Annotated in this window: 21 protein-coding genes; 10 read left to right on the forward strand and 11 right to left on the reverse strand. The window is 40.5% G+C overall.

Annotated features, from left to right (window positions below):
• Positions 1 to 46: 46 nt before the first annotated feature.
• From R9C00_17865 to R9C00_17895, 7 genes are all read left to right on the forward strand, one after another.
• Positions 47 to 1,135 (forward strand): efflux RND transporter periplasmic adaptor subunit, encoded by a 1,089-nt coding sequence (locus tag R9C00_17865; protein ID WPO33571.1) that lies wholly within the window; start codon positions 47 to 49, stop codon positions 1,133 to 1,135.
• 25 nt (positions 1,136 to 1,160) lie between these two features.
• Complete coding sequence (locus tag R9C00_17870) at positions 1,161 to 4,346, forward strand: efflux RND transporter permease subunit (GenBank protein ID WPO33572.1); 3,186 nt, start codon at positions 1,161 to 1,163, stop codon at positions 4,344 to 4,346.
• Positions 4,339 to 5,769, forward strand: a complete 1,431-nt coding sequence (locus R9C00_17875; protein WPO33573.1) for an efflux transporter outer membrane subunit — start codon at positions 4,339 to 4,341, stop codon at positions 5,767 to 5,769. Before R9C00_17870 ends, R9C00_17875 begins: the two co-directional genes overlap by 8 nt.
• A 308-nt stretch (positions 5,770 to 6,077) precedes the next feature.
• Positions 6,078 to 6,404 (forward strand): hypothetical protein, encoded by a 327-nt coding sequence (locus R9C00_17880; GenBank protein WPO33574.1) that lies wholly within the window; start codon positions 6,078 to 6,080, stop codon positions 6,402 to 6,404.
• Positions 6,405 to 6,559: 155 nt separating this feature from the next.
• On the forward strand, positions 6,560 to 7,087 hold the full coding sequence (locus R9C00_17885) for a hypothetical protein (GenBank protein WPO33575.1): 528 nt from the start codon (positions 6,560 to 6,562) through the stop codon (positions 7,085 to 7,087).
• A 16-nt stretch (positions 7,088 to 7,103) separates the two neighbouring features.
• On the forward strand, positions 7,104 to 7,646 hold the full coding sequence (locus tag R9C00_17890) for a DUF4287 domain-containing protein (protein ID WPO33576.1): 543 nt from the start codon (positions 7,104 to 7,106) through the stop codon (positions 7,644 to 7,646).
• Between the two features lie 38 nt (positions 7,647 to 7,684).
• Positions 7,685 to 8,569, forward strand: coding sequence for a DUF4238 domain-containing protein (locus R9C00_17895; protein WPO33577.1), 885 nt, complete (start codon positions 7,685 to 7,687; stop codon positions 8,567 to 8,569).
• Positions 8,570 to 8,646: 77 nt separating this feature from the next.
• On the opposite strand, the gene R9C00_17900 is transcribed toward R9C00_17895, so the two are convergent.
• Positions 8,647 to 9,813, reverse strand: a complete 1,167-nt coding sequence (locus R9C00_17900; GenBank protein ID WPO33578.1) for an FAD-dependent oxidoreductase — start codon at positions 9,811 to 9,813, stop codon at positions 8,647 to 8,649.
• A gap of 129 nt (positions 9,814 to 9,942) precedes the next feature.
• Here R9C00_17900 and R9C00_17905 point away from each other — a divergent pair, with 129 nt between their 5' ends.
• Positions 9,943 to 10,443: a Rid family hydrolase gene (locus R9C00_17905; protein ID WPO33579.1), complete on the forward strand. Its 501-nt coding sequence runs from the start codon at positions 9,943 to 9,945 to the stop codon at positions 10,441 to 10,443.
• A gap of 571 nt (positions 10,444 to 11,014) precedes the next feature.
• Here R9C00_17905 and R9C00_17910 read toward each other — a convergent pair.
• The 5 genes from R9C00_17910 to R9C00_17930 form a co-directional block, all read right to left on the reverse strand.
• Positions 11,015 to 11,992 carry a serine hydrolase gene (locus R9C00_17910; GenBank protein ID WPO33580.1) on the reverse strand — a complete coding sequence of 326 codons (978 nt, stop codon included), beginning with the start codon at positions 11,990 to 11,992 and terminating at the stop codon, positions 11,015 to 11,017.
• 316 nt (positions 11,993 to 12,308) lie between these two features.
• Positions 12,309 to 13,025, reverse strand: coding sequence for a hypothetical protein (locus R9C00_17915; GenBank protein WPO33581.1), 717 nt, complete (start codon positions 13,023 to 13,025; stop codon positions 12,309 to 12,311).
• An 880-nt stretch (positions 13,026 to 13,905) separates the two neighbouring features.
• Complete coding sequence (locus tag R9C00_17920) at positions 13,906 to 14,817, reverse strand: cation diffusion facilitator family transporter (protein ID WPO33582.1); 912 nt, start codon at positions 14,815 to 14,817, stop codon at positions 13,906 to 13,908.
• 20 nt (positions 14,818 to 14,837) lie between these two features.
• The gene (locus R9C00_17925) at positions 14,838 to 16,706 is read right to left on the reverse strand and encodes a sulfatase-like hydrolase/transferase (protein WPO33583.1); all 1,869 of its coding nucleotides are present in this window, start codon (positions 16,704 to 16,706) and stop codon (positions 14,838 to 14,840) included.
• Between the two features lie 165 nt (positions 16,707 to 16,871).
• Entirely contained in the window at positions 16,872 to 18,869 is a 1,998-nt protein-coding gene (locus tag R9C00_17930) for a DUF5018 domain-containing protein (GenBank protein ID WPO33584.1), read from the reverse strand.
• A 475-nt stretch (positions 18,870 to 19,344) separates the two neighbouring features.
• Between R9C00_17930 and R9C00_17935 the strand changes: the two genes are divergently transcribed.
• The gene (locus R9C00_17935) at positions 19,345 to 20,013 is read left to right on the forward strand and encodes a Crp/Fnr family transcriptional regulator (protein ID WPO33585.1); all 669 of its coding nucleotides are present in this window, start codon (positions 19,345 to 19,347) and stop codon (positions 20,011 to 20,013) included.
• 95 nt (positions 20,014 to 20,108) lie between these two features.
• On the opposite strand, the gene R9C00_17940 is transcribed toward R9C00_17935, so the two are convergent.
• The 4 genes from R9C00_17940 to R9C00_17955 all read right to left on the reverse strand — a co-directional run bounded on the left by R9C00_17940 (position 20,109) and on the right by R9C00_17955 (position 23,997).
• A complete protein-coding gene (locus tag R9C00_17940) occupies positions 20,109 to 21,434 on the reverse strand; it encodes an aspartate kinase (protein WPO33586.1) in 1,326 nt (441 codons plus the stop codon).
• A gap of 143 nt (positions 21,435 to 21,577) precedes the next feature.
• Positions 21,578 to 22,552: a hypothetical protein gene (locus R9C00_17945; GenBank protein ID WPO33587.1), complete on the reverse strand. Its 975-nt coding sequence runs from the start codon at positions 22,550 to 22,552 to the stop codon at positions 21,578 to 21,580.
• Between the two features lie 98 nt (positions 22,553 to 22,650).
• The gene (locus R9C00_17950) at positions 22,651 to 23,418 is read right to left on the reverse strand and encodes a rhodanese-like domain-containing protein (protein ID WPO33588.1); all 768 of its coding nucleotides are present in this window, start codon (positions 23,416 to 23,418) and stop codon (positions 22,651 to 22,653) included.
• Positions 23,419 to 23,655: 237 nt separating this feature from the next.
• A complete protein-coding gene (locus tag R9C00_17955; protein WPO33589.1) occupies positions 23,656 to 23,997 on the reverse strand; it encodes a rhodanese-like domain-containing protein in 342 nt (113 codons plus the stop codon).
• A 189-nt stretch (positions 23,998 to 24,186) separates the two neighbouring features.
• Here R9C00_17955 and R9C00_17960 point away from each other — a divergent pair, with 189 nt between their 5' ends.
• On the forward strand, positions 24,187 to 25,041 hold the full coding sequence (locus R9C00_17960; protein WPO33590.1) for a hypothetical protein: 855 nt from the start codon (positions 24,187 to 24,189) through the stop codon (positions 25,039 to 25,041).
• Positions 25,042 to 25,126: 85 nt separating this feature from the next.
• On the opposite strand, the gene R9C00_17965 is transcribed toward R9C00_17960, so the two are convergent.
• Complete coding sequence (locus R9C00_17965) at positions 25,127 to 25,816, reverse strand: ABC transporter ATP-binding protein (protein WPO33591.1); 690 nt, start codon at positions 25,814 to 25,816, stop codon at positions 25,127 to 25,129.
• Between the last annotated feature and the right edge of the window lie 161 nt (positions 25,817 to 25,977).

A 25,977-nucleotide genomic window follows, 5' to 3' on the forward strand; every position in this document is an offset into this window, starting at 1 on the left:
ACCCAAACTCCTTTTAATAAATCAATTTATCTAAAATTAATAAACCATGAATAGAATTCTCATATTCTTACTATTGTATGCCTTGGTTCTGAACTCAGGTTGCACAACCCACGGAGAAGAACGAAAGGAAAAAAGCGAAACCAAGTTCCTGGTTACCAGCCCCATGAAAAAGGACACTACCATCACCGAAGATTATGTGTGTCAAATTCGTTCCATACAACATATTGAGCTAAGAGCACAGGAAAGAGGTTACTTACAGAAGATTTTTATTGACGAAGGACAGTCTGTAAAAAAAGGACAATTGTTATTCCAAATCATGCCCAATATATACGAGGCTGAACTCCAAAAAGCTAAAGCCGAAGCTGAATTTGCCGAAATAGAATACAAAAACACAAAATCGCTAGCTGAAGAAAATATAGTAGCGCCAAATGAACTGGCAATGGCAAAAGCAAAATATGAACAGGCAAAAGCAGAAGTAGCATTAGCCCAAGTCCACCTACAATTCACACAAATCAGAGCTCCATTTGATGGTATCATCGACCGCTTTCATGTAAGACCTGGAAGCTTGGTAGATGAAGGGGACTTGCTCAGCAATTTCTCGGACAACAGCAAGATGTGGGTATACTATAATGTACCCGAAGCCGAATACTTGGATTATAAAGCTAAGGCCAAAAATGATGATCCTGTGGAAGTACAACTTCTTATGGCAAATAACAAAATGTTTGACTACACAGGTATAGTTGAAACGATTGAGGCTGACTTCAATAACGAAACAGGTAACATTGCTTTTAGGGCAACTTTCCCCAACCCAAACAAGCTCTTGAGGCACGGTGAAACGGGTACCATACAGATGACCGTAGCAATCAAAAATGCATTACTGATCCCTCAAAAAGCCACTTTCGAGGTACTAGACAAAAAGTATGTTTTTGTGATTGATGAACACAATGAGATAAAATCAAGAAAAATCACCATTGCGGAGGAAATGCCACATATCTATGTAGTGAGTGAGGGTTTGGATGAAAATGATAAAATCCTTCTTGAAGGCTTGCGCCTTGTAAAAGAAAATGAAGAAATAGACTATGAATTCATAGAGCCGTATTCTGCTTTGTCGAGCCTAGACTTGTATGCAGAATAATTGAAAATCCTAAAAAAACAGAAAAATGTTTAGTAAAATCATACATAGACCCGTCTTTGCTATTGTAATTTCGGTCATTATCGTTTTTGTAGGTACATTGGCTATCAAACAATTACCTATATCCCAATTTCCTCAGATTGCCCCGACAACGATAAACGTTGCGATTGCCTATCCTGGATCAAGTGCCGATGTATTGGTAAAGTCTACGCTCATCACATTGGAGAACTCTATCAATGGTGTGCAGGGAATGAGGTACATGGCAACAGATGCTACCAGTGCTGGTGAAGCCACACTCAGGTTGATTTTTGAACCGGGAACAGACCCTAACCAAGCGGTAATCCGGGTGAAAACAAGGGTGGATAGAGTGATGCCACTTTTACCAGAACTAGTCCAGCGCGAAGGGGTTGTTATCACCCCCATCCAGCCAAGTATGTTGATGTATGTCAACCTTTATGGTACGGATGAAAGCATGGATGAAAAGTTCCTATACAATTATGCCAACGTCCAGATGATTCCTGAAATAAACAGGATAAAGGGGGTAGCTAATGCACAAATATTGGGTAGTCGTAGGTATGCCATGCGTATCTGGCTAAACCCCGATCGTATGCGGGCTTATAATATCTCAGTAGACGAAGTGATGGAAGCCTTGGGTGAACAAAGTATTGTTGGTCGCCCTGGCAGGTTAGGAAGAAGCTCTGGTATAAAAGCTCAGTCACTGGAATATGTACTAACGTACAAAGGCAGATTTAACAAACCGGAAGAATACGAAAATGTTATCATCCGAGCGAATGCAGAGGGAGAAAGTATACTTCTAAAAGACATTGGCAAAGCAGAATTGGGTAGTGAGTTCTTTGATATCTATTCCAACCTAGATGGCCATCCTTCGGCAGCTATCGTATTGAAGCAGAACTATGGTAGTAATGCCAGCGATGTGATTGCAGAAGTAAAAGCAAAACTAAAGGAAATGGAAGCCTCTTTTCCTCCTGGAATAGATTATAAAATCAGTTATGACGTATCTAAATTCCTAGATGCCTCTATTGAGCAAGTTATTCATACACTGAGAGATGCCTTTATACTTGTTGCCATAGTAGTGTTTATCTTTCTTGGCGATTGGCGCTCTACCCTCATACCGATTTTGGCAGTTCCAGTATCCCTTATCGGAGCGTTTTTCGTCATTCAGTTTTTTGGGCTTTCCATCAACATGGTTACACTATTTGCCCTCGTACTGGCTATTGGTATTGTGGTCGATGATGCCATTGTGGTGGTAGAAGCGGTGCATGCCAAAATGGAAGAAGAACATCTCAATCCATACAATGCAGTAAAAAAGGTAATGACTGAAATCAGTGGGGCGATTATCGCTATTACACTTGTTATGGTATCGGTATTCCTGCCCATTTCATTTATGAGTGGTCCGGTAGGTACTTTTTACCGACAGTTTTCCATTACCATGGCCAGTTCAATCGTAATTTCTGCACTGATTGCCCTAACGCTTACTCCAGTTTTGTGTGCGATGCTGCTCAAAAACAATCATGGAAAACCAAGAAAGCAGAACATACTCAACAAAGCTATTGATGGCTTTAATAGAGTTTTCGAATTTTTAACTGGAAAATACGTCAACGTCTTAAAGAAAATAGTTAGCCGAAAGGCTGTTACTTGGGGTATATTATTCCTGTTTTGTGCTGGAATTTATATCCAAAACCAATACCTAGCTGGCGGATTTATTCCTAGTGAAGACCAAGGTACCATTTATGGTATTATCCAAACACCTCCTGGCGCTACGCTGGAAAGAACCAATGAGGTATCGAGAAAACTACAAAAAATCTGTGAAGAAATAGACGGCGTGGAATCTGTCTCTTCTCTTGCAGGGTATGAAATCATGACAGAGGGAAGAGGGTCTAATGCGGGAACGTGTATGATCAACCTCAAGCCTTGGTCGGAACGTGAGCATAACGTAAGAGAGATCATGGAAGAATTGGAGGAAAAATCCAGAGGTCTTGGTGCCATTATCGAATTCTTTGAACCGCCTGCAATTCCAGGCTTTGGCTCTTCTGGTGGTTTCTCCATGCGTTTGCTAGATAAAACTACCACCACTGATTACCAAGATTTTGATAAAATAAACAAGGCATTCATGGACAACCTAGAAAAGCGCAAGGAGCTTACCGGATTGTTCACCTTTTTTGCGGCCAATTACCCTCAATACGAACTAGAGATAGATAATAAAGCTGCCATGCAAAAAGGGGTATCTATAGGAAAAGCAATGGAAAACCTCGATATCTTGATTGGTAGTACCTATGAACAAGGTTTTGTACGATTTGGACGATTCTTCAAAGTATATGTCCAATCTGCTCCCGAATTCAGAAGGTTGCCATCCGATGTCTTGAACTTGTTTATCAAGAACGATCATGGGGAAATGGTGCCCTATTCATCGTTTATGAAGCTCAAAAAGACGCAGGGCCCTAATGAGATCACACGCTACAACATGTATAACTCTGCGGCCATAAGGGGGCTACCTGCACCTGGGTATACTACCGCAGATGCCATTCAAGCGATACAGGAAACAGCCAAAGAGACGCTGCCGCGTGGCTATGATATTGCTTGGGAAGGACTTTCTTACGACGAAGCAAGAAGAGGCAATGAATCCATTTACATTTTCATCATCGTATTGGCATTCGTTTACTTCGTACTAGCAGCTCAGTATGAGAGCTTTATATTACCGTTTGCCGTAATTCTATCACTACCGGTTGGTCTATTAGGCTCATTTGTATTGCTGAAGGGCATGGGCTTAGCAAATGACATTTACGCACAAGTGGGGCTGATCATGCTTGTTGGCCTACTGGGTAAAAACGCGGTATTGATCGTGGAATTTGCTGTGCAAAATCATCGGCATGGAGCAACCATCCTCGATGCAGCCATTGAAGGCGCTAAGGTACGTTTCCGACCTATTTTGATGACTTCCTTCGCATTTATCGCCGGATTGATCCCCTTGCTCCTTGCCCATGGCGCGGGAGCTATTGGTAACCATACACTCGGCGCATCTGCACTAGGTGGCATGTTATTCGGAACATTATTCGGAATAGTGATTATCCCTGGGCTGTATTACATTTTTGGAAATCTTGCCGAGGGTCGTCAATTAATTAAGGACGAATACGACAGACCTTTGTCTGAGCTACCACAACCTCAATATTCAAAAACGAAAGAAAAAGATGTTTAGACGAATCATATATCAATGTTTAGGAGCAGCCTTTTTATCGCTAAGCTTTACGGCCTGTATTCCTACTTTAGTTGAAAAAACCGCAAACTCTACAGTCCCTGAAAGCTACAATAGCTCTCAGGATACTGTTAACATAGCAAAAATGAAATGGGACGAGTACTTTACCGATCCCCACCTCACGGCGTTGATCGATACTGCGCTGAGCAATAACCAGGAATTGAACATTACGCTACAGGAACTGGAAATTGCCAGAAACGAAGTGCAAGCAAAAAAGGGGGAATACTTACCCTCCGTGGGTATAAGAGCTGGGGTCGGGGCCGAAAAGTCGGCAAGATATACGCGAGATGGCGTAGTTGAAGCAAACAATGAAATAGAACCAGGCAAAGAATTCCCTGAACCTCTGGGGGATTTAATGCTGGGAGCTTATGCCACTTGGGAGGTGGATATCTGGCACAAACTTCGCAACGCAAAAAAATCAGCTTTTACCAGGTATCTTTCTTCTATTGAAGGCAGGAATTTCATGGTTACTAACCTGATTGCCGAGATCGCCAATTCGTATTACGAGTTGCTGGCGCTCGATAACCAACTGGACATCGTAAAACAAAACATAGAAATCCAGAGCAATGCCCTAAGAATTGTAAGAAGACAAAAAGAAGCTACCCAAGTAACCGAACTTGCCGTGCGCAGGTTTGAGGCACAGGTACTCTACACCAGAAGCCTCCAGTTCGACATCCAACAACAGATCATAGAAACCGAAAACAGAATCAATTTCTTGATAGGCAGGTATCCTCAGCCTATTCCTAGGAATACCGATCTGTTCAACAATCTTGTTCCAAAAAGCATCCAAACCGGTATCCCTGCCCAATTATTGGAAAACCGCCCGGATATTAGACAAGCAGAAATGGAACTAGAGGCAGCCAAACTGGACATAAAAGTAGCCAAGGCACGGTTTTACCCTTCTTTGGGAATTACCGCTGGCGTTGGCCTACAAGGTTTCAATCCTGCCTACTTGGTGAAAGCCCCAGAATCTATTTTGTATTCCCTCGCTGGTGATATAGCCGCACCACTCATCAATAGGAATGAGCTAAAAGCAACCTATGCCAATGCTAATGCAAAGCAGATACAAGCTGTTTACAACTATGAGCGCACCATTTTGAATGCGTACATAGAGATTGCCAACCAGCTATCAAACATAAGCAACTTGGAAAACAGCTATGATTTGAAATCGCAGCAAGTGGATGCCCTCACCGAGTCGATCACTATTTCCAACAAACTATTCAACTCTGCAAGGGCTGACTACATGGAAGTATTGCTCACCCAACGCGATGCACTCGAATCTAGATTTGAACTTGTAGAGACCAAAAAGCAGCAAATGAACGCCTTGGTCAATATGTATAAAGCCCTAGGCGGCGGATGGAATTAGCTATATACTTACTCTTATAAACCTAACAAATAGACAGCAAGCTGACCAGTATTAGAAAGTAGGCTGGATCAGCAATTAATAAACCCATTTTACATATGTGAAATGGGTTTTTCTATTTATATCCATAAATCAAAACCTTATTATTTACTTTGAGGAATGCAAACATTAGCATAAAAACAAACTCCAACAGATTTACTGGAGCATAAATTTCTAGTTACCATCTGTTTTCCGTATTATTATATAGAAAATCGCAAAGCCCACTACCACCACATTGCTTTCTACTACACCTTATCTAACTCACGCGTGCCATGACCAAAAAATATTTATTCCGTTGGCTGTTTTGGACCCCTATCAGTATTGCGCTGATCTGCGCAGGCATCTATTTTAGCATAGAATCGCTCATTGCCCGCTCCAAAGGGGTTGTGTTGGAAGCATGGGCAACCTCAGGGGGGATTGGTGTGGGTATGGTTGTTTTGGGGCTTGCCGCCTTTTCCCAAGCCATGGCGTATCGGTTTTGGCATGAGTTTTACAAGCGCAAAAAGCGGAAGCATGAAGCCATCCTTCGGAAGAAATACCTCGCCGCAGAACCTGACCGCTTCAAAGATGAAAAACTCCTTGACGAAGATGAGCTTTAGGTGGGAAACAGTGTACTTATGACTATGTAAATGAATGATATAATAGAAGAAATTTACATTGTTGGCCTGTAACTTTGCCTTAATAATAAACTAAAACCAAACTATAATTAATGAAAAGCAAGTAGGAATAAAGCTTTCATTTAAACTTCAAGCATATGAAACCCTTTCTTTTCTTCTCATCTTTTTTGATATTCCCATTTGCCCAACTCGCAGCCCAGAAACAACTTCTTTATAAAAATCATCCGAGGCTCTCGTGGAATGACTTTAAAGCTTCACCTGATATTTCAAATACCAAAGTTGGAGCAATAATTTCCAGCACTATCCAGATGGAAATGAAATCTGTGAACTCTAAAACGGGAATAATCACATTCACTGCTTGTGCTGTAATGTACCCTTACCAATCTTGGGTGAAAATAGGGTACAATACTGAGCAGACCCTAAACCACGAACAATTGCACTTCGACATTAGCCAATTAATGGCTAAAAAACTAGAAGCAAGTATCAACAAGCAAAAACTAAAAGTCGGCGAAGAAGGTAGAATACAGAAAATGTTCGATGATTATAATGTCGTTCTTGTTGGGTTGCAAAAAAAATACAACAGAGAAACTGAGGGGGGAGTAAATACAACGAAGCAAGCTGAATGGGATGAAAAAATAAGGTCTGAACTTCTAAAGTTCCAATAACGTAACGGTTTAAAACATGGAAAAAGCATTAAAAACAATGATCGACAATATGCCTGAAAAAACAGGCAAGTCGCTAGAGGAATGGAAAAAGATACTTGATGCTACTTCTTTTGCAAAACACTCGGAAGCTGTCAAATTCCTCAAATCTGACCATGGAGTAACCCATGGCTTTGCAAATACGATTGTCACCTTATGGAAGAAAAAAGAAGACGTAGCCGAAGATTTGGTTGAAATTCAATACCAAGGGAAAGAAAGCCTCAAGCCCATTTACAATGCCTTAATTGAGGTAGTAAAAGGGTTTGGTTCGGATGTGACCATCACGCCAAAGAAAGGGAGCGTCAGCATCATCAGGAAAAAACAGTTTGCCCTGATAAAACCTGCTACCAAAACGAGGATAGACCTCGGGCTCAAACTTGTAGGCAAAGAACTCACCCAACGGCTAGAAAACTCCGGTCCTTTTGGGACGATGTGCACCCACCGGGTACAACTAAAAAGTGTAGATCAAGTTGACAACGAACTCAAAGATTGGCTAAAAGAAGCTTATGATAGGTCGGTATAAAATGGAAAAATTATTTAAATGGAGATTCTAAAAAGTTGATGATGAACAAAGTTAAAAAGCAACATTTTGTACCCAGATTCTATCTAAAAAGGTTTACAAATAATAATGGGAAAATTTTTGTATTTGATATTCAAACACAAAGTCAATTTGGAACTACTGCTGAAAATGTAGCTCATAAAAAGTTTTTCTACGATTATGAACCATTAGATAAAATAGCAGGAGATCAATCAATCGAAAAAGCATTAGCACATATGGAAGGTGAATCAGCGCTTGTTTTAAACAAAACAATTGAACTGCTAGAAAAGGGGAATTTACATGAACAAACTAACAAAGACAAAGCCATAATTGCTGAATTTATTGCCATCCAGCAAATGCGTACATCCGAAAGTAGAAAACGTAGCGAACAATTACATACCGAAGTAGAACGACAGCTCAAACAAAAAGGAGGTGCAGATTTTTTAAAAAATTCAGGCTTCTACTCTGCTAATCATGACCCTAAGTTTATCCAGACTATTAATTTTTTTAGCCCAGAGCTTGAAAAAGGAATTAAAGAATACACAGATAGGTACTGGATTTACTGGGATAACCAAACAAAATACAATTTCTACACATCAGACAATCCAGTTGTTGGACATATTCATGAAAAAATCAGGTTTTCTGCCTACGAAATTTTTTTTCCTTTAACACCTAGATTTGGGCTCAGCATAGCACTAAAGAAAGAATTTCAAAATATGGCTAATTATGACAATAAGATTGTCCCTCTTACGAATAAAGAAAATATTAAATTTTATAATAGTCTGATAGTAACAAATTGCAATAGACAAATTTTCAACAATGAAATGGACTTTCGCCTTGCTAAAAAGATTCTCAAAAAAAAACCAGAATTATCAAACCCAAACAGACAAAGATTTGCAAGAATGTAAATTGAAACCACATACTTTAAAAACAAAGGCCTCGCATAAAGCAAGACCTTTGATAAAAAGCTATACAAGTAAACTATTTACCCCTTCATATCTTTCATCACATCCGAAAGGACATCTACCCATTTTTCCGTCAAGGCTCTGTCCGGAGTGGTGTCCCAACTGTTTTCAATCCCATTTCCACCCAAGTAGATCCCATCTTGCCTTGTGATGAAATAAGCGCCATTGGTACGCAGCTTATAATTCACCTCCGTTTGTGGTACCAAGCAAGACAATTGACCAGAAATAGGGTACAGTTCATCGTCATTGAAAATAGCCTTCGCCCCTAGCCCCATGCAGTTGACTATGAGCTTTTCGGGCAAGGCATCGATGTCCTCAACCTTCGCTATTTCTTTTACCTCCAGTTTCCCTCCTCTAATGAGGAAATTATTCAAGTGGAAATTGAGGTAATTCGGAATGTTAAAAATCATGTTGCTCCTTCGGGTCACATAATCGGCTTTAAAAGGATGGTCTTTTTTATCTAACCTATCCCAATCTGGGGTCAACCCTTCCAAGTGAAAAACCTCAGAACCTCCACTTGCCGACCTGTTAGGATCAGGGGCTTGACTCATCACCGTATATTCATCTCGCCAAGCTATAATATCGTTTAGCCCAAGGCTCATTTGCATTCTTTTGAAGGAAAAACGGCAAGCATCTTCCCATTTTTTCTGGAACTCAGGCGTTGCCTTATCGCGTGCGCACACCCGAGATGCGGGAGACCATGTACCCGTAGCCAAGTTAGAGGTCACATTGGGCGGAACATCTTTTGTGTAGATGGTCACTTCAAAACCCGACTCTTGCAACAACGTCGCCGTGGCTATCCCGACCGTTCCGCAGCCCAAGAGCGCCACTTTCTTTTCTTTGGTGGTCAATGCTAAATTTCGAGCCTGGTTTCCTGTTCCCCAAGAAAGTGACCAACCGCTACCTCCATGGCCGTAGTTATGGACAATGGTCTTGTTGCCCAACATCTCTTTCTCAACCCGAGGGCCCGACTTTCTGAATGGGCGCAAGCCGACTGTCTCCTTTATTATCCGATCGGTAGACAGCTTCAACTTGGGGATGGCGGTAAACCCTTTGTTGATATAGAAATTTTTATCTCCATACAACTTGGGTCCGGTCGCACAGGAGACAAGCCCCTGGCCAGCCAATGTAGCAGCCCCAACAAGACCTGCTTTCACAAAGAATTCTCTTCTTTTAATACTACTCATACTTGCTATGTTTATATTTTCACCTAACTAAAATTATAAATATAATAGTCAGGAGCAAAACCTTTTTTTTAGTATTTTTAACAAGTATCTAAATCTATTCTTTGTTAATTAACATAAACTTTGTTAAAGGTGAAAAACGTTACAAAAATCAAAAAATTTAGTTTGCTAGCTGTGGCATTATTTCTTTTTGCACACCATCTTTCTGCCCAAGTCGCAGTAATGAAAGGCTCTAGCAAGTCAATCATCTCCTCCACCGCCGATATTCCCGCAGGCAGCAGGCTGGTGTACACAAGCGGCATGACCGCATCTGCCATAAAAGCAGACTTGGAAGACGGTGAGTACGAAAAGTACGGCGATACTGAGGCTCAAGCTATGAGCGTGCTCAGTAAACTTGAAGAGAAATTGAAAGAAGAAGGCCTCAGTTTTAAGGACGTGTTCTCCATGAAAGTATTTGTAGCTCCCGACACTAAAACAGGGGAATACGATTTTGCCGGATGGAACAGGGCGTATAAAAAACACTTTGGGACGGAGGAAAACCCAACCAAACCTGTAAGGGCCACCGTTGGGGTTGCCACCCTTGTGAGCAAACACAAATTCATAGAAGTGGAAGTGATTGCAGCAGGTAAGTAAATTTCAAAAAAACGAGTAATCAGGAGCGTAGTCATTTGGCTGCGCTCTTTCTATTTTTCGACTATACCTTATTAATCGTTTGCTTGCTTCAGGCACGATAGATATAGACTATTTAAGTGATCTAGTCTACTAAACGAAAGAGATATTAGGTTGACATCCCACTGTAGGTTTCAAAAATACGGACTTCAAGTCCTACGATAAAGGTTCGAGGTTACAAACCTCGAACAGCGGGATTTTCTCAAAATTGATTTCTATTAAATACAAAAGCCTTACTTGCAACCTCTCTACGATTACAAATCGCTTCTCTTCTGAACAATCAAAATACGAAAGTGTAGTGAATACTATATTCAGGGGGGCTTTCTTGTATTATTTGAATTTAAAAGATGCTACGGACGCTTGCGCCATTGGGTGTTTTTTATAATGACGCACAACGGCTCGAATATGCGTAGTGTAGAATTTCAAGGAACTTCATAATCAAATCAGTACATTGTTTATTAAATGTCTTAAAGTTTAAATTTATTAAGTCGCCCTACATTACATATATTTATTGTTGGCACCAGTGTTTTTTTAATCAATCATTTTCAAATAATGGTATAATATTCTTTTTAATCATTTCGATTCTATCTTTAGCTCTTGGCATAAATTGAGAAGCAATAGCAACTACAATATTCTTTTCAGGAGACACATAAATCACATTTCCACCATCTCCTATAGCAGCAAAATCTCTATTATTTACCCCATCAATTATCCACCATAAATAACCATATGGTAGTTTTCCCAATCTACTATGTTCTTTAGTGCTATGCTCTATCCATTTTGCAGATAATATTTGTTTTCCATTCCATATGCCCATATTTAAGTATAATTGTCCGATTTTTGCCATATCAATTGTCGTTAAGGCAAGTCCCCAACCTGCAGTATTAATACCTTTGGGGTCAATTACCCAACCACTTCTATGTTTATCTTTTAGAAATGCAATATGTTCATCTTTACTATTGATAGTTACATTCTTTGGTGTTTGAATATCAAGATGTTTGAATAAGTTCTCTGATGCAAAATCCACTATCGTATGACCTGTTGCATTTGTTATAATTCCTGATAATACTTGTAACCCAACTGTAGTATATTTAAATTCTCCAATTTCCCCTTTGCCTCCTATTAAATCTAAAACTGCTTTAGTCCAATCATCACTTGAATAGACTTTGGTATATGGCTCATACTTGAATTTATAAGGAGCAGTCATTGTAAGCAAGTCTCTAATTGCAATTTTTTGGATTCTCTTTTCACCTCTTTTAATTTTATATCCTTGAAAAAAATCCAAAATATTCTGTTCAATGCTTTTTATAAATCCTTTATCAATTGCTATTCCAATGAGTGCTGAAATTATGCTTTTAGTAACAGATGCTACATGAATTGTATCATTTTTATTATATCCGTTATAGTAGTTTTCAAAAACAGTCTTACTGTTTCTTTTTACAACAACTCCAGCGATATTGCTATAATCTTCTCCAATTAACGTGTTTAGTTTTAATTCTTTCTCATTATTCATATTTCCGCCTATTTTTAGGCAAAACTATGTCAGTTTAAAATATTTATCTATCTCGTAAGAAAACAATTTTAAATCAGATCTGATTTGCAGGATATTGCAGGCTCTTTTGATATTGGTGCTAACTTCTGTATGTATGCAATTGCATAGATATCTCTTTAAATATAGCATAGAAGAATTAGACTTCCGAAGGGAAAAGCATTTTCATCCCTAATAAACACTCTTTAAAAGAACTGAAGGACATTATTTAATATACTTCGGTATAAAAGGTCAACGCCGTTATTACTAGTAACAACGTTGATAGAACAGGTTGCGAATATCAAGCCTTCACCTTCGTAGTTTTCGCTACGGTGCTGGCTAGCTGCTTGGGCTCGGGGGTAAGGGCATAGATACCTTTGAAACGTTTGAACCAAGCGTGGAATTCATCTTCCAAGGTTAGCCTTTTTTTGGTGGCACGCTTCGATTCGGTCATTTTCAGGCCGGTGGCCTGTTCGTTGGCAAGTGCATCTGCTGCTAACTCTAGCATTTGCAGCATCAGCTCCTCGGAAATATTATATTGCTTGAAGGTATCTCTGATCTGCTGATCTTCAAGGGCGAACCTATAGAACTTGGTGACGTAGTGCATACGCTCGGTAAATGCCTTGGGGCGTTTGCCATCGAGTATGAGTTTTAGGTACACCCCTCTGTCGGTCTCAGGGTCAAATATCGTCCTTGCTTTTTCTACATGGTTCATATATACCTCATAGAGGTTGGCCATACTCTGATCTTTAACTCCTACTTGTTGGCTTTTTTCTGAGCGCTTTTCCCCACATTTGCTATCGGCTTCCCATATAGCCTCTACCAAGCCAAGGGCTTTTTTGAGGTCCGCCTTGGTATAGCCTGCATTGTTGGCTCGCTCAAGCGAATAAGGATCGTTTGTTACATTTACTACAAACTTTGCCTTATCGGCCAACTCTTTGCGCCAGCTCTTTTTTACTTTTCTTTTAGTAGGTTTTGCTTCTACTGTTTCTTTTTCAAGTTTTTCATTAGTACTCATAAGAATAAGGTGTTGATTATTAATTGGTTAAAAATAATTTATCCCTTAAACGAAAAGTCTTTTCTTTGTTGCATGCATACATATACTAAGCCTTACCCATGTAAGTTTTGGGCAATATTGCACTATAGGCATTCTCATGTAAGCTTTTGGCTTTTATAGAGCTATAACTAGGTAGCCGTCGTGTAAAAAAAAGGAAGAAAGGTGGCTTTCTTTCAAATTTGGTACATCCGTAACATCATTGTATATATCTTTTAAAGATTTAGAAGAGGAATATTAGCGATGTTTAAAAAATAAACAAAACATCTCCCTAAAACAGGGTAGATTTTGAAAGTGTTTTAGATCCTTTGTTTAAAAAAGTAGCATCCCTACCTACTTTACCCGGTGACTTGTTAACTATTATCAGTCCTTAGTACATCTGAGCTGGTGACAAATAAACTTTTGATGGTAACAAGGGAAAAATCATTGGTGACATGTGGGAAATAGCTGCTTCCCCACCAAGTTTTTAGGTCATTTTGCTAATCTGGTTAACATCTCACCCTTCTTAGCCAAACGACAAGGCATAAATCATTGGTGACAAGCCAACTATCACTGGTAACAAGGTAAGTTTTACCAAAGATCATTTGCCTAGCCAAAAAAACAGGCTATGTAAGGAATAGTTTAAGGTTTAAGAAAAGTTAGATGAATTGACAATGAAACTTAGGGTTAATGGTATTTTTAAAAGCCGACCTCCTTTTTTATAGACTTTAGGATATTCAATTAAACTAAGAATAGCTATCCCTCATTTAGCATGCTAATTCAGCTAACTTCTTCATCATCAAACTTGAATTTTCAAATAGATTCATAAAGAGCGATTAAGTTCGCAGTCTTCTATTCCCTACCCCTAATAATCTTGCACAATCAGCTTGTGCTCATCATCGGAGCCGTGCTCGGGCTGTAGGGTGATGTGGGTAATCTTAAACTTTTCCTTCAGCAAGGTTTCTATATCCATCATTATAAGATAGGCTTCACTGAGCTTGAGATCGTCTCTAAACTCAAGATGCGCCTCAAAGTGGATAATCCCCTCGTTGAGCTGCCACAGGTGCGTGTGGTGTACATTTTTGATCTCTTCAAACTTTTCTATTTCCGCACTGATATCTTCGCATTTCAGATCGGGCGGGGTGAACTGCATCAGGATTTTGAGCGAGGTTATGAAAATAGACCAGCTAGAATAGATGAGGTAAAAGGCAATGCTGATAGACAACAAAGGGTCTACCCAGTAAATTTTATAGAAATAAATAAGGACACCGCCTACCAGCACGGCCACCGAAGAAAGCATATCGGTAAAAAGGTGCAAATATGCAGAGCGGATATTGATATTTTTACTCGAATCTTGGTGAAGCAAGATCACGCTAAGCCCATTGGCCACCACACTGAACCCACCCATGGCTATCACCCAAAAGGCATCTATTTCTTGGGGCTCTACAAACCGCTGGACGGCTTCCTTTATAAGGAAAACTGCAATCACGATCAAGGTTGCCGAGTTCACAAATGCGGCTATAATTTCTGCCCTTTTGAAACCAAAGGTTTTGCTAGGTGTGTTTTTCCGCTGGATAAGCTGGTTTGCCACATAGCTGATCACCAGTGCCAACACATCGCTAAAGTTGTGCAGCGCATCGGAGAGCAGCGCTAGGCTACCAGAAATGATAGCCGTTACTACCTGCCCTACCGTGATGGCAATGTTGAGGATGATCGCAATGAAAAGGTTTTGCCCTTTCAGCTCATGACTATGGTGGTGATGATCATGCTGCGACATATACTGTTTGTTTATCTAAATTATTTTCCTTCAAATAGTTCTACCAAATAAGCGCCTGCTCGTAGATCGTACCCTCTTTTGAAATCTGTGGCTACCTTCCCGTCCAGCATTGCCTTTACGGCCGGCATGCTTTTCTGGGCTTCCTCACGGTCTATCAAGGTCAGGCTATTGAGTGCATGAACACGAACCATTTCTGTTTCATCACCCAAGGCATCTACCAGTGTTGCAACACCTTCTTTGTTGTAGCCCAAGCCACAAAGAGCTTCCGCAGCCGTGATGCGTACATCTGCATTCGGATCTTCCAAAGCAGCTTTCAGTACATTTACAGCAGGCTTTGCCTTTTCGCCCAGTGCCAAGCAACCTGTAGCTGCCCAGTACCTCACCAAGGCATCTTCATTGCCCAGGTTGTCGATAAACTCAGGTAAAAAGGCCACGTCTTTGCGGGCTGCTTTTTCCGCCATAGCCATCACTTCTTCAAACTTATAATCAGCAGAGCGAACATACTCATAGATTGGGATATTTTCTGAGCGTTTCGCCATCTCCCCTTCTGGCATCAAGCCCGAGTCTCTGATTTCTGTTTGCCATGAAGTGCATTCTTTTCTCATCCTTTCCAGCACATCGGCATAGACAGGGTCGTCGGCTAAGTTATTTACTTCCCAAGGGTCTTTGCTGGTATCGTAAAGCTCCTCGGCAGGTTTTTGCTCCCAAAATGCACTTTGCGCCTCGTTGCAGTTGCCCTCTTTGTATGCTTTCTCCCAAGACCCTACCGAAGGTGCTCTCCAAAGGTATTCTATATATTGGGCATAGATACGATGCGGCATAAAATTGCGAATGTATTTGAATTGCTTATCGCGAACGGCTCTCACCAAATCGATGCGCTCATCCATTCTTCCTCTAAAGCAATGGACATAGTCTCTTGGCTCGGTTTGTTGCTCACCCAAAAATGCCTTTCCTTGCATCTGATCTGGCACAGGAATACCCGCCATGCTCAAAATAGTTGGGGCAAAATCCACAAAACTCACCAACCTATCGGTACGAGTTCCGGCCTCTCCAGGAGCCAAGTGCTTGTACTTTTCGGGAAAGCGGATCACTAAGGGTACTTTCACACCCGAGTCGTACACAAAGCGCTTGCTCCGGGCAAGTACGCCACCGTGGTCTGAGTAGTAAAAAACGATGGTGTTTTCAGCCAACCCGGCTTCTTCCAGCTCTTTCACCACTTCCCCTACTTTCTTGTCCATGTCCTCTATTTTATCGTAATACTGCGCCCAGTCGTGTCGCATTTCTGGGGTGTCGGGGTGGTGAGGCGGCAGGGTCACATCTTCGGGCTTGTGGCGAAGCTCCTCGTTAGGAATGGATTTGTGAAGACAGCTTTCATGGGAGGTAGTAAAGTTGAAAATGGCAAAAAATGGCTGCCCTTCTTTCCTGTTTTTATAATGAGCCTCTTTGCCCGATTCGTTCCAAACACTATCGGGCTTTGGCATGTTGTAATCTTCTTTCGAATTGTTGGTGCAGTAATACCCTTCTTCTCGCAAATACTGGGGAAAAAACCTAACCAACTCAGGGATGTTATAAACGCTCCGCATATTTTCCGTGCCCATGCTTGGCGGGTAAATCCCCGAAATAAGCGTGGATCGTGCTGGTGCGCACACGGGCGCATTGGCAAACGCATTGTCAAAAGCCACCCCTTGGCTGGCAAGTTTATCAATGGAAGGCGTGGTGGCAAACTCATCGCCATAGCAACCTAAAAACGGACCATTATCTTCGCTCACTATCCAAACGATGTTGGGTTTTTCAAGGACTTTCCCCTCTTCTGTTTTAGTGCAAGAAGCGAAGGATAGAAAGAGGGAAATAATAGTGATGGGTAGTAAACTTAGTTTTTTAGTTTTCATATTAACGTATTTGTGAAGGGTAAAAAATAAAAATGGCGGGTAAGTGCGCCTCCAAACAAAAATGGTTTAGATTTTCGTACTTCCCAAACGATTTGGAGTAGATTGGGAATAAAAAAAGCAGTGACTTCTGCCACTGCTTTCCACTTTAATAAAAGCTACCTAATTTTATTCACACACTGCCCCATCATCTTTCGTAAAAGAATCCAACGTCATTTCACAGATTTCTTTAGGCACAGTGGTAATCGAATTATTCTCTATTGCCAAATACTTCAGCTTTGCTAGGTTCCCTAACTCTTTAGGAACGCTTGTCAAAACATTGTCATTCAAGAATAAATACTCCATGTCAGAAAGCCCTCCTACCTCGACAGATACAGATTTCAATGCGTTTTCGCTAAGGTTCAACAGAACAAGGTTAGAAAGATCATATAATTCATCTGGGATTGTTTCCAACGAATTTTTGTTGAGGTATAACTTTTCAAGCTTAGAAAGCTCTCCAACTTCCTTCGGCACAGTAACCAATGCATTATCGACCAAGTCCAACACTTCTAAGTTAGCAAGGTCGCCTATTTCAGGTGCAATCGAAGCAATCTTATTGCTAGTTAGGTCAATTGTTTCCAGACTGGACATCCCTCCTAATTCCTTTGGCAAACTAGCTATCTCATTGTAACTAAGGTCAAGGTCGCGGAGGGCCGTCAAGCCACCAATAGCAACAGGAAACGAGGTGAAAGCATTGCTATTGAGCTTTAGGGTAATTATTGGGAGACTGCCAAAGCCCGTTGGCAAGGAAGACAGCTCATTCTTGTTCAAATCAAGTGTATAAAGCTTGGATAGCTTACTGATTTCAGCTGGCAGCGAAGTCAACTGATTGGAATTCGCATTTAGGAGGGACAAATTAGAAAGATTTCCTATTTCAGCAGGTAGCTCTACCAATGAATTGCTATAGATATATAACCTTGCCAAAGCACTAAGATCTCCTATCTCATCAGGCAACGCAGTCAATGAATTTCCATTCAGTTGTAAAACCTCAAGGCTAACTAGTTTTCCAATTTCAGCTGGAATAAACGTAAGCTTATTGTTTCCTAGACCCAGCTCTTTAAGGTTAACCAAGTTCCCGATTTCAGCAGGAATACTATCCAAATTATTAGCGCCTAGGGATAGGTTTGTCAGTTTGGTAAGACTTCCTATTTCTGCTGGGATAGCCGTCAATTCATTACCAAAAAAGATAATGTTTTCCAAGTTGGTGAGCTCACCTATTTCTTTGGGAACGGCAGCCAGCTTATTGTTATTGATATATAATTTCCGAAGATTGGGCAAGTAACGAATTTCCCTTGGAAGCGCAGAAATATCGTCATTAACGAAACTCAAGCCTACTACCGTGCCACCTTCTACGGTCACGCCCGCCCATTTGGAAATATCCATACTCTTGATGTCCCAAGTCAGTTTGCTATCCGGGTTGGCATTGTAGAATGCGATAAGTGCTTCGCGTTCGGTCAGCTCTTTGGTCACATCCACCAAGTATTTTACCTCCGAACCATCTTCTGCCGTAACGGTATATTCAACTTTTGCGGAGAAATCTTGAGCGACTTTGCTAGCTGGCGAAACCGCCGCTCTTTCCGAAGTAACTATGGTTGGCTTCAAGGAAGTCAAATCAGTTCCCAAAGGCAAAGTTGCCATTATCGTCTTGGTTTCTTCATCTATTGTAGCAACTACACTGTCTGCCAAACCGCTGTTATCTTCCACATAAAACTTGAAAGATACAATTGACCGATCACTCGCTTTTTTTGCCGTAAGGTTTACCGTGTATACGAAAACAGAACCGTCCTCAGCCGTTACCGTATATTCCACTGGCGAGCTAAAGTCTTGCCCAACTTTGCCCAAAGGAGAAACCGTTGCCTTTGCCGAAATTTCTAGAGTAGGAATCAGGGAAGTAACATCTGTGCCTATTGGCAGTTCGGCGGTAACCACCTTTGTACCATCATCAATACTTGCAGTTACATCACCTGTTAACCCATTATTTTCCGCTGCTAAAAGTTTAAATGAAAGCAGCTGTTTTTCATTGGATTTTATTTCTGGTTCGGGATCTTTTTCTGAGCAAGAGGATAAAAGAAAAACAAGAATAAAAATAGGAGCAAAAAATTTAATCAATCTGTTTGTGATTTTCATTAATGATATGTTATGAGTTAGACTTATTGGTTAAAAAAATATATTGTCCGCATTAAAACACTAGAACCTTTAGACGGCGGAAGTCAAGACTTAGTTGGGAGAAATAGCAGGTTTTACATGAAAGGTAAAAGCAGCTGGTAAAAGACATTGAGTTTGCAAGGATACAAGCCGCATTTAGCTATATTATGACCTTCTCACCTGTGATAGAATTTGGATAGGGTACTCCAAAAACAATAATAAATTCGAGAATTTTGGTAGTGCATAACCCAAATGCAACTTTCTTTTTTACTCGTGATCTTTTCTTGTAACACTACTTGATTTTGATAGCCTAGAGCGATTTTATTCTGAATAGTAATAACCATTTACGAGAAAGTTTTTTTTACTTTTGGCAAAGTAAATTCATTTCTATCACAAAAAAGTTATCCCCAAATAAGAGTTTGGTTTTGTTTGGAAAAGAGTCAGTTTTTAGCTGATTTTGCAGATAAAAAAATATAAAATATTTAGCAGTAAAAGCCAGCAAGGTTCTTTTGAAGCAATGAATATAACGGAATCTGAATATAATATATTACACACTTTTTTGACACGTATTGCACCTGTAGATAATAAACTGTTTGATAAAATCAAACCGTGTATGAAAAAGAAGACCTTTAAAAAAGGGGATGTTATATTAAGGGAAGGGAAAACAGAAACCCAATCTAATATAGTATTAAAGGGTGTAGTACATCAGTTTGTGTATGACAATGAGACACCCGTTACCAGCAACCTGACACCCAGAGGCTTAGTATTTAATAGCATCAAAAGTTATATTGAAGAAAGCCCCTCCTCGGAAATCCAAGAAGCAATTACCGATGTTGAGCTATTATGTATCAAAAAACACGATATAGAAACATTAGCAAGGGCAAATCATCAATTTAGCTATGCAATGTATAAAATTCATGAAGACATATTGCTCCACAGAGAGCGCAGAATGTTTTTACTCCAACACAGAAGTCCTTCTAAAAGATACGTGCTTTTTCACGAGATTATTAAACGGTCCAACTGGCTTTTGGAAGGTGCGCCAGCTAAATATATAGCTAGCTATTTGAATATGACACCCCAACAATATAGCAAAGAGAAGAATGCTTTCGAAAAAGCTAAGAAATAATTCTATCTGACAAAAAAACATCAGACTTTTCTTTATTAAAAAAGCAGTGACTTTCGCCACTGCTTCAAACCCTTTAAACCAAAAAAGGAACTTCGTTATTTCCCATCAAAAAACAACCCGTCGTTGAGGGCTTGAAGTGCCTTCACTTTGTAGTCGTTGTGTACCAAGATGGAAATATTGTTTTTGCTACCACCGTAAGAAATCATGCGGATAGGGAATTGGTTGAGCAATGCAAGTACTTTCACTGCTATTTCCGTATCGTTCTGAAGGAACTGCCCTACTACACAAATGATAGTCTGGTTCGAATCAAACTCCACCTTGCCAAATCCCCTCAACTCCGTAAGAATCTCTTCTAAGTGCGTGGTTTTATCTATAGTGAGAGAAACCGCTACTTCCGAAGTAGTAATCATATCGATAGGTGTTTTGAATTTTTCAAACACCCCAAACACTTGCCTCAAGAAGCCGTAAGCCAATAGCATTCGACTAGACTTGATCTTGATGGCTACAATTCCATCTTTGGCAGCTACTGCCTTTACCTTATCTTCGTTTGCCTCCGAAGTGATTACCGTACCCTGTGCTTCTGGCTGCATAGTATTCAACAGCTTTACAGGAATATTCGCTTTCTGCGCTGGCAAAATACTAGAAGGATGCAAGATTTTAGCACCGAAATAAGCAAGCTCTGCTGCTTCTTCAAAAGATAGCACATGTACAGGATAGGTTCTGTCAACCACCCTTGGGTCGTTGTTATGCATCCCATCTATATCCGTCCAAATCTGGATTTCTTTTGCACTCACAGCTTCGCCAATAAGCGATGCGGTATAATCGCTACCCCCACGTTGCAAATTATCGATATCACCTTCGTCGTTGAGGCAAATATACCCTTGGGTAATGAACAGTTTATGGTCTTTATTTGTATGCAGAAGCTTGTTGAGCTTTTCCCTTATATATTCCGTATCGGGCTCTCCTTCATGTGTTTTCATAAAATCGAGTGCAGGAAGTAAATAAGAATCAACCCCTTGTTCTTCTAGGAAAAACTGCATGAGGTTGGTAGAGATCAACTCGCCTTGGGCCAACACCACTTTCTCCTCAGCTCCACCAAATTTATCCATGGATAATCTGCCAAGCGCATCTAGCTTCTCATCTACAAAAGCCATCGCCTTCTTCACGTTTTCCTCCTTGGCAAAAAGCTCAGATGTTATCTTGATATATTTTTCTTCTAACTTCTCAAGAGTCGATTTCACTTTGCTCAAATTCCCTTCCTTATACCCTTCACAAATCGTTACCAACGAGTTGGTAGTTCCTGACACTGCGGATAGCACCACTATGTTACTAATTTCAGGTTGTTTGGTGATAAGGTCTGCGACATGCTTTATCCTCTCGGCTTTCCCAAGCGATGTCCCACCAAATTTCATTACTTTCATTCAACAAATGTTTGTCCTTAAAAATAGAGAGCCCTTCCGACTCAACTGTAGATTTCAGCAAAATTAATTTTTCAATTTCAAATAAACATGATAATTGCTTTAGGATTTCACAATAAACCTCATGTTTTTTTGAGAATGCCTAATTATTCGCTCTTTTTCTTGATAGTAGCCTTGTACCTAAACTTAGGAATACCGCCTATGGGAACAGTATAAAATGGTAAAAACTCCCCGTATTGGTTGGTGAGGTAAAAGACGATGTTATTATTTTTTATTTTTTTGCTTTTCGCCTTTATAAATTGAATATCGAGCGAGGTATTATGTTCCTCATCTTTGATGGTATGCGTACTTGTAGCCCAATCCGCTTCCCTCGACGTATTCATCAGCTCCCCGTTTTTGGCTATCGAAATTACCCGAAGCACGCCATCCGCATCAAAATCAAAGTTATATTGCTTAATGGAAATCACCCCTTCGCCCACATAGGGGTAAATGTGGCTCACTTGGTCCACATCGTCGTGCAGCCTGAACGAATATTCGTAGGTAAAGGCATTCCCCCCTTCTACCTCTTCATTTTTATCCTTATCCACACTCATGAAATAGCGGAACAGGTTTCCATCATTTCCTACTATTCCTTCCGAAATTACTTTGAACACATACCCGCCTAACTCTTCTACAAACTCTCCTTCCTTAGGATTGTAAGGACCAAAGTTGAACCACTTATCATCAAACTCAAGCTCATCGCCAAACACCCTAGAGTCTAGCATGTTTCCGCTTTTGAACTTTCCTACTGGGTCAATTTTTTGGGCATCTTGCTCCGAATAGGTTTTTGCCCCACCATACACCGAAAACCTTGTTTTGGTATTGAAACCACCTATATTCTCATCAATTTCCCCGCCCACATTGGGGTCGAAAATTCGGATAAAAACAGGGGTGATTTGGGTTTCGGGCACTACAAAAAAGAAGGACTGGCTAAAGTCGTCATCGCCATAGCCTTGCTCCGCTTCGTTCCCAAACGTCACCAAAAATGGAATATTCTCATCGGCACCGGGCACGCCTTGGGCAAGCACAAATGAACTGGTAAACACAAAAAAAACTAAGGCAATTGTTTTGATACTCCACATATACATCGAATTCTATCTCGTCTTTTGTGTGGTTTTAACGATGAGTTGCTTAATCATCTTTACCGATTGGGGAAAAACATGATAAAAAGTTCAAGAGGTTATTTCCAACTTTTATATCCTCCTTCCAAATTATACAGATTTTTTAGACCTTTTAGAGCCATAAGGTGGCAAGCGCTCACGCTCCTATTCCCACTCCTGCAATATACCACATAGGTTTTTTCTTTGTCAAGTTGGCTCACTTTATTCAAAAAATCCGGGCTTCTGAAATCCACATTTATGTTACCTTCTATCGCTCCATCGGCAACTTCTTCGGGCGTACGCACATCTAGCACTACCACATCTTTATTTTCCTTCAAGAAATTTTTCAAGCCCTCGGCATCTATATTAGTAAAACTCTTTTCAGACTCTATTTTTCCCACCCCTTTGTACTCCTGCCAAGCATCGAAACCTCCTTCTAGCATCTTCACATTTTTCTTGCCCATTTGGGTAAGCAGCAACCAGGCTTCACGGGCTTTTGTCCCATCTTGGTCGTACAAAACAACTGGGTTTCCCTCATCAAAAAGCTTATTGGATTCTTCTCCCAAAAGCTCCGAAAAAGGCAGGTTGACCGCCCCTTCTTCAAGCTTGGCTAGGGCAAATACATTTGGCATCCGCAAATCCACCGCCTTTGCGCCCTCGCCCCCCAACAATTCCTCAACAGCTTTTGGAGACAAGGCATATTCCTCTTCTCCAATCAGTTGCAACGTTTCTTGTGCCGTTAGTTTTAAAGGAATTGTGTTTTTCTTAGTATAAGATGAATAAACAAACAACACTAAAAAAAACACGGCAATGGCTGAAACTACTGCTATTACACGTTTGTCTTTCATAGGAAAAAAATTATGATGAAAAAATGATTGTAAGTGTATGAACAAAAATAAGTGCAACCTATATTTTAGTAAAACACTGATCGTCAACACTAAGTTGCTGTCATTAAAATAGCACTGGTGCTTACAAACAAAAAGAGCCTGGTTTATAGCTCAGGCAATATGAAGATGTTTTTCTATTGCCTAAGCCATAAAACTAGTGAGCTAACAGCGGAGCAATGAGCGCTTCTAGGCACACCATTAAATAGTTCTCCCTTCGTACTGGATAAGCCCGCCTTTGAGGTTATAAACCTTTTCGAAGCCTAACTTCACAAACATGTCGCAGGCGCGCCCAGCTCTTTTGCCCGATTGGCAATAGATATACACCGCCTTTGCAGGGTCGAACTGAGCTATTTTATTCTTAAAATTAGGGTTTCGGATATCCAAGTTAAGTGCATTGGGAATCTTACGGTCGTCAAACTCCGATTTAGCCCTTACATCTAACAAATATATTTTTTTCTGGGTACGAATAGCCGTTTCAAACTCCTCCGAACTAAGGACATTGTATTTCTTTTTACCAAAAATCAATTCAGATAATGACATTTTCTACAAGAATAAGTGTACGAACAAAATAAAGACTCTATCTAAACCCAAGCCTTTTCCCTTCAATAGGGACTTACAAATTTACACAAAAAGTCGGGTCGATAGATATTAAAAAACACCAAGCTGTTCGCATCCCTAATTTTTCTTCTTTACTTTGCTTTTGCATATTTTTGAAAAAAACTATCGACTATGCCAATATCAGACCTTTTTAAACTTGTATTCAGAGCTGCTATTATTTTTTCCATCATTGTATTTGTAGGATTTACCGTCACTGGCAAAATCAACCGAGCCCACCATGTACTTCCCGAAAAGAGTTCCGTCACAGTAGCGGGGCAAAGCATGGATTTAGCAGCATTTGCCCAAAAACACCAACCTTCGTTTTATGCTTCCAGCACCGTCTCCCAGCCCAACAAACTCTATTACGAAGTAGTAGATACCACGGGGATTTATGCTATTATCTACCATGCTGAGTGGAAAAATGAGGAGCACCCCAACATGGCCTTGGATGTTCTTAATAAAACAGCGGGCCTGGCTTACTACGGTTTCAATTTTCACGATGTGGAGTTTGTTCAGATAGATGTAGATAAAACCACAGGCGAGATAATTAAGGTACTCGCCCCAACTGTTTTTGCCGAAGAGGTCAACACAGGAGGAAGGCAAAAGCTATTAGTTACAAAAGACTTAGACAGCTATTATGCTAGTATATTGGATGAGAATGGCAACGAGCTTTCCAAAAAGAATTTGGCATTTCCGGTACAATCGCCCTTGGCCATCGATGTCCTCAACTGGAACCACCTTATGGTAGTGGCCAGCGGGATCGACGGCAAAAGCAAGCTTGAGTTCCCGCTCGTTTACCTCGATGACGAAACCTACAAATCGGAAAAGTTTGCCAGAAGAGATCACGCTGAATACTTCACCCCAAAAAGCCCTGCCAACAAGCCAATTATTTTCTTTGTGGCAAGTATATTCCTGTTCTATTTCACTGTAGTTCAATGGTCTTACCTCAAAAAAAGTAGGGAAAGGAAAAATGCGGCAAAAGGGTAACAAACAGCCACTTAAATAAAACAAACGGGGCGTCTTTTCTAGAAAAGACGCCCCGTTTTTGTATGTACGCAAAGCAATCTATGAGTTACACATGGAATTGCTCCTTAATATTTTCGGTTACTACCTGACCGTCAAATAAGTGAATGACACGGTGGGCAAAGTTAGAATCGTGCGGAGAGTGAGTCACCATTATGATGGTAGTTCCTGCTTTGTTCAAGTCTGTAAGCAAGTTCATTACCTCTTCGCCATGAGCCGAGTCCAAGTTACCTGTTGGCTCATCGGCAAGGATTAGTGGAGGATTGGCAATTACCGCACGGGCAATAGCCACACGCTGCTGCTGACCTCCAGAAAGTTGCTGAGGAAAGTGATTCCTCCTGTTCATGATGTTCATTTGCTCCAATACCGCCTCTACTCTTTCTTTTCTTTCTTTAGCTGGCACCTTGAGGTAAAGTAATGGTAGTTCTACGTTTTCAAACACGGTAAGCTCGTCTATCAAGTTAAAGCTTTGGAAAATGAACCCTATCGAGCCTTTTCTCAGCTCTGAGCGTTGTCTCTCAGAAAAGTTAGAAACATCTTTGTCCAAGAAGTTGTACTCGCCACTTGAGGGGTTGTCCAACAAGCCCATGATGTTTAGCAAAGTTGATTTACCACAACCAGAAGGCCCCATAATCGCAATAAACTCACCAGTTTTCACCTCAACATTCACGTCGTTGAGCGCAGTGGTTTCTATTTCTTCTGTGGTATAGATTTTTTTCAGGTTCTTAGCTTTGATCATTTTTGTTGTTTTTTTTGAGCAGAAAAGAAAGAGTTATTAATTTGACACTAGAAAATTTTATATCGTATTCCCTTTATCAGGATATCTTCCGTTAAGGACAACAATCTTATTTAAAAGGATGCACGATCGAGCATATTTTTTTAGTGACATCTAACTGATTG

This window comes from Flammeovirgaceae bacterium SG7u.111, from assembly GCA_034044135.1.
Taxonomy (GTDB): Bacteria; Bacteroidota; Bacteroidia; order Cytophagales; family Flammeovirgaceae.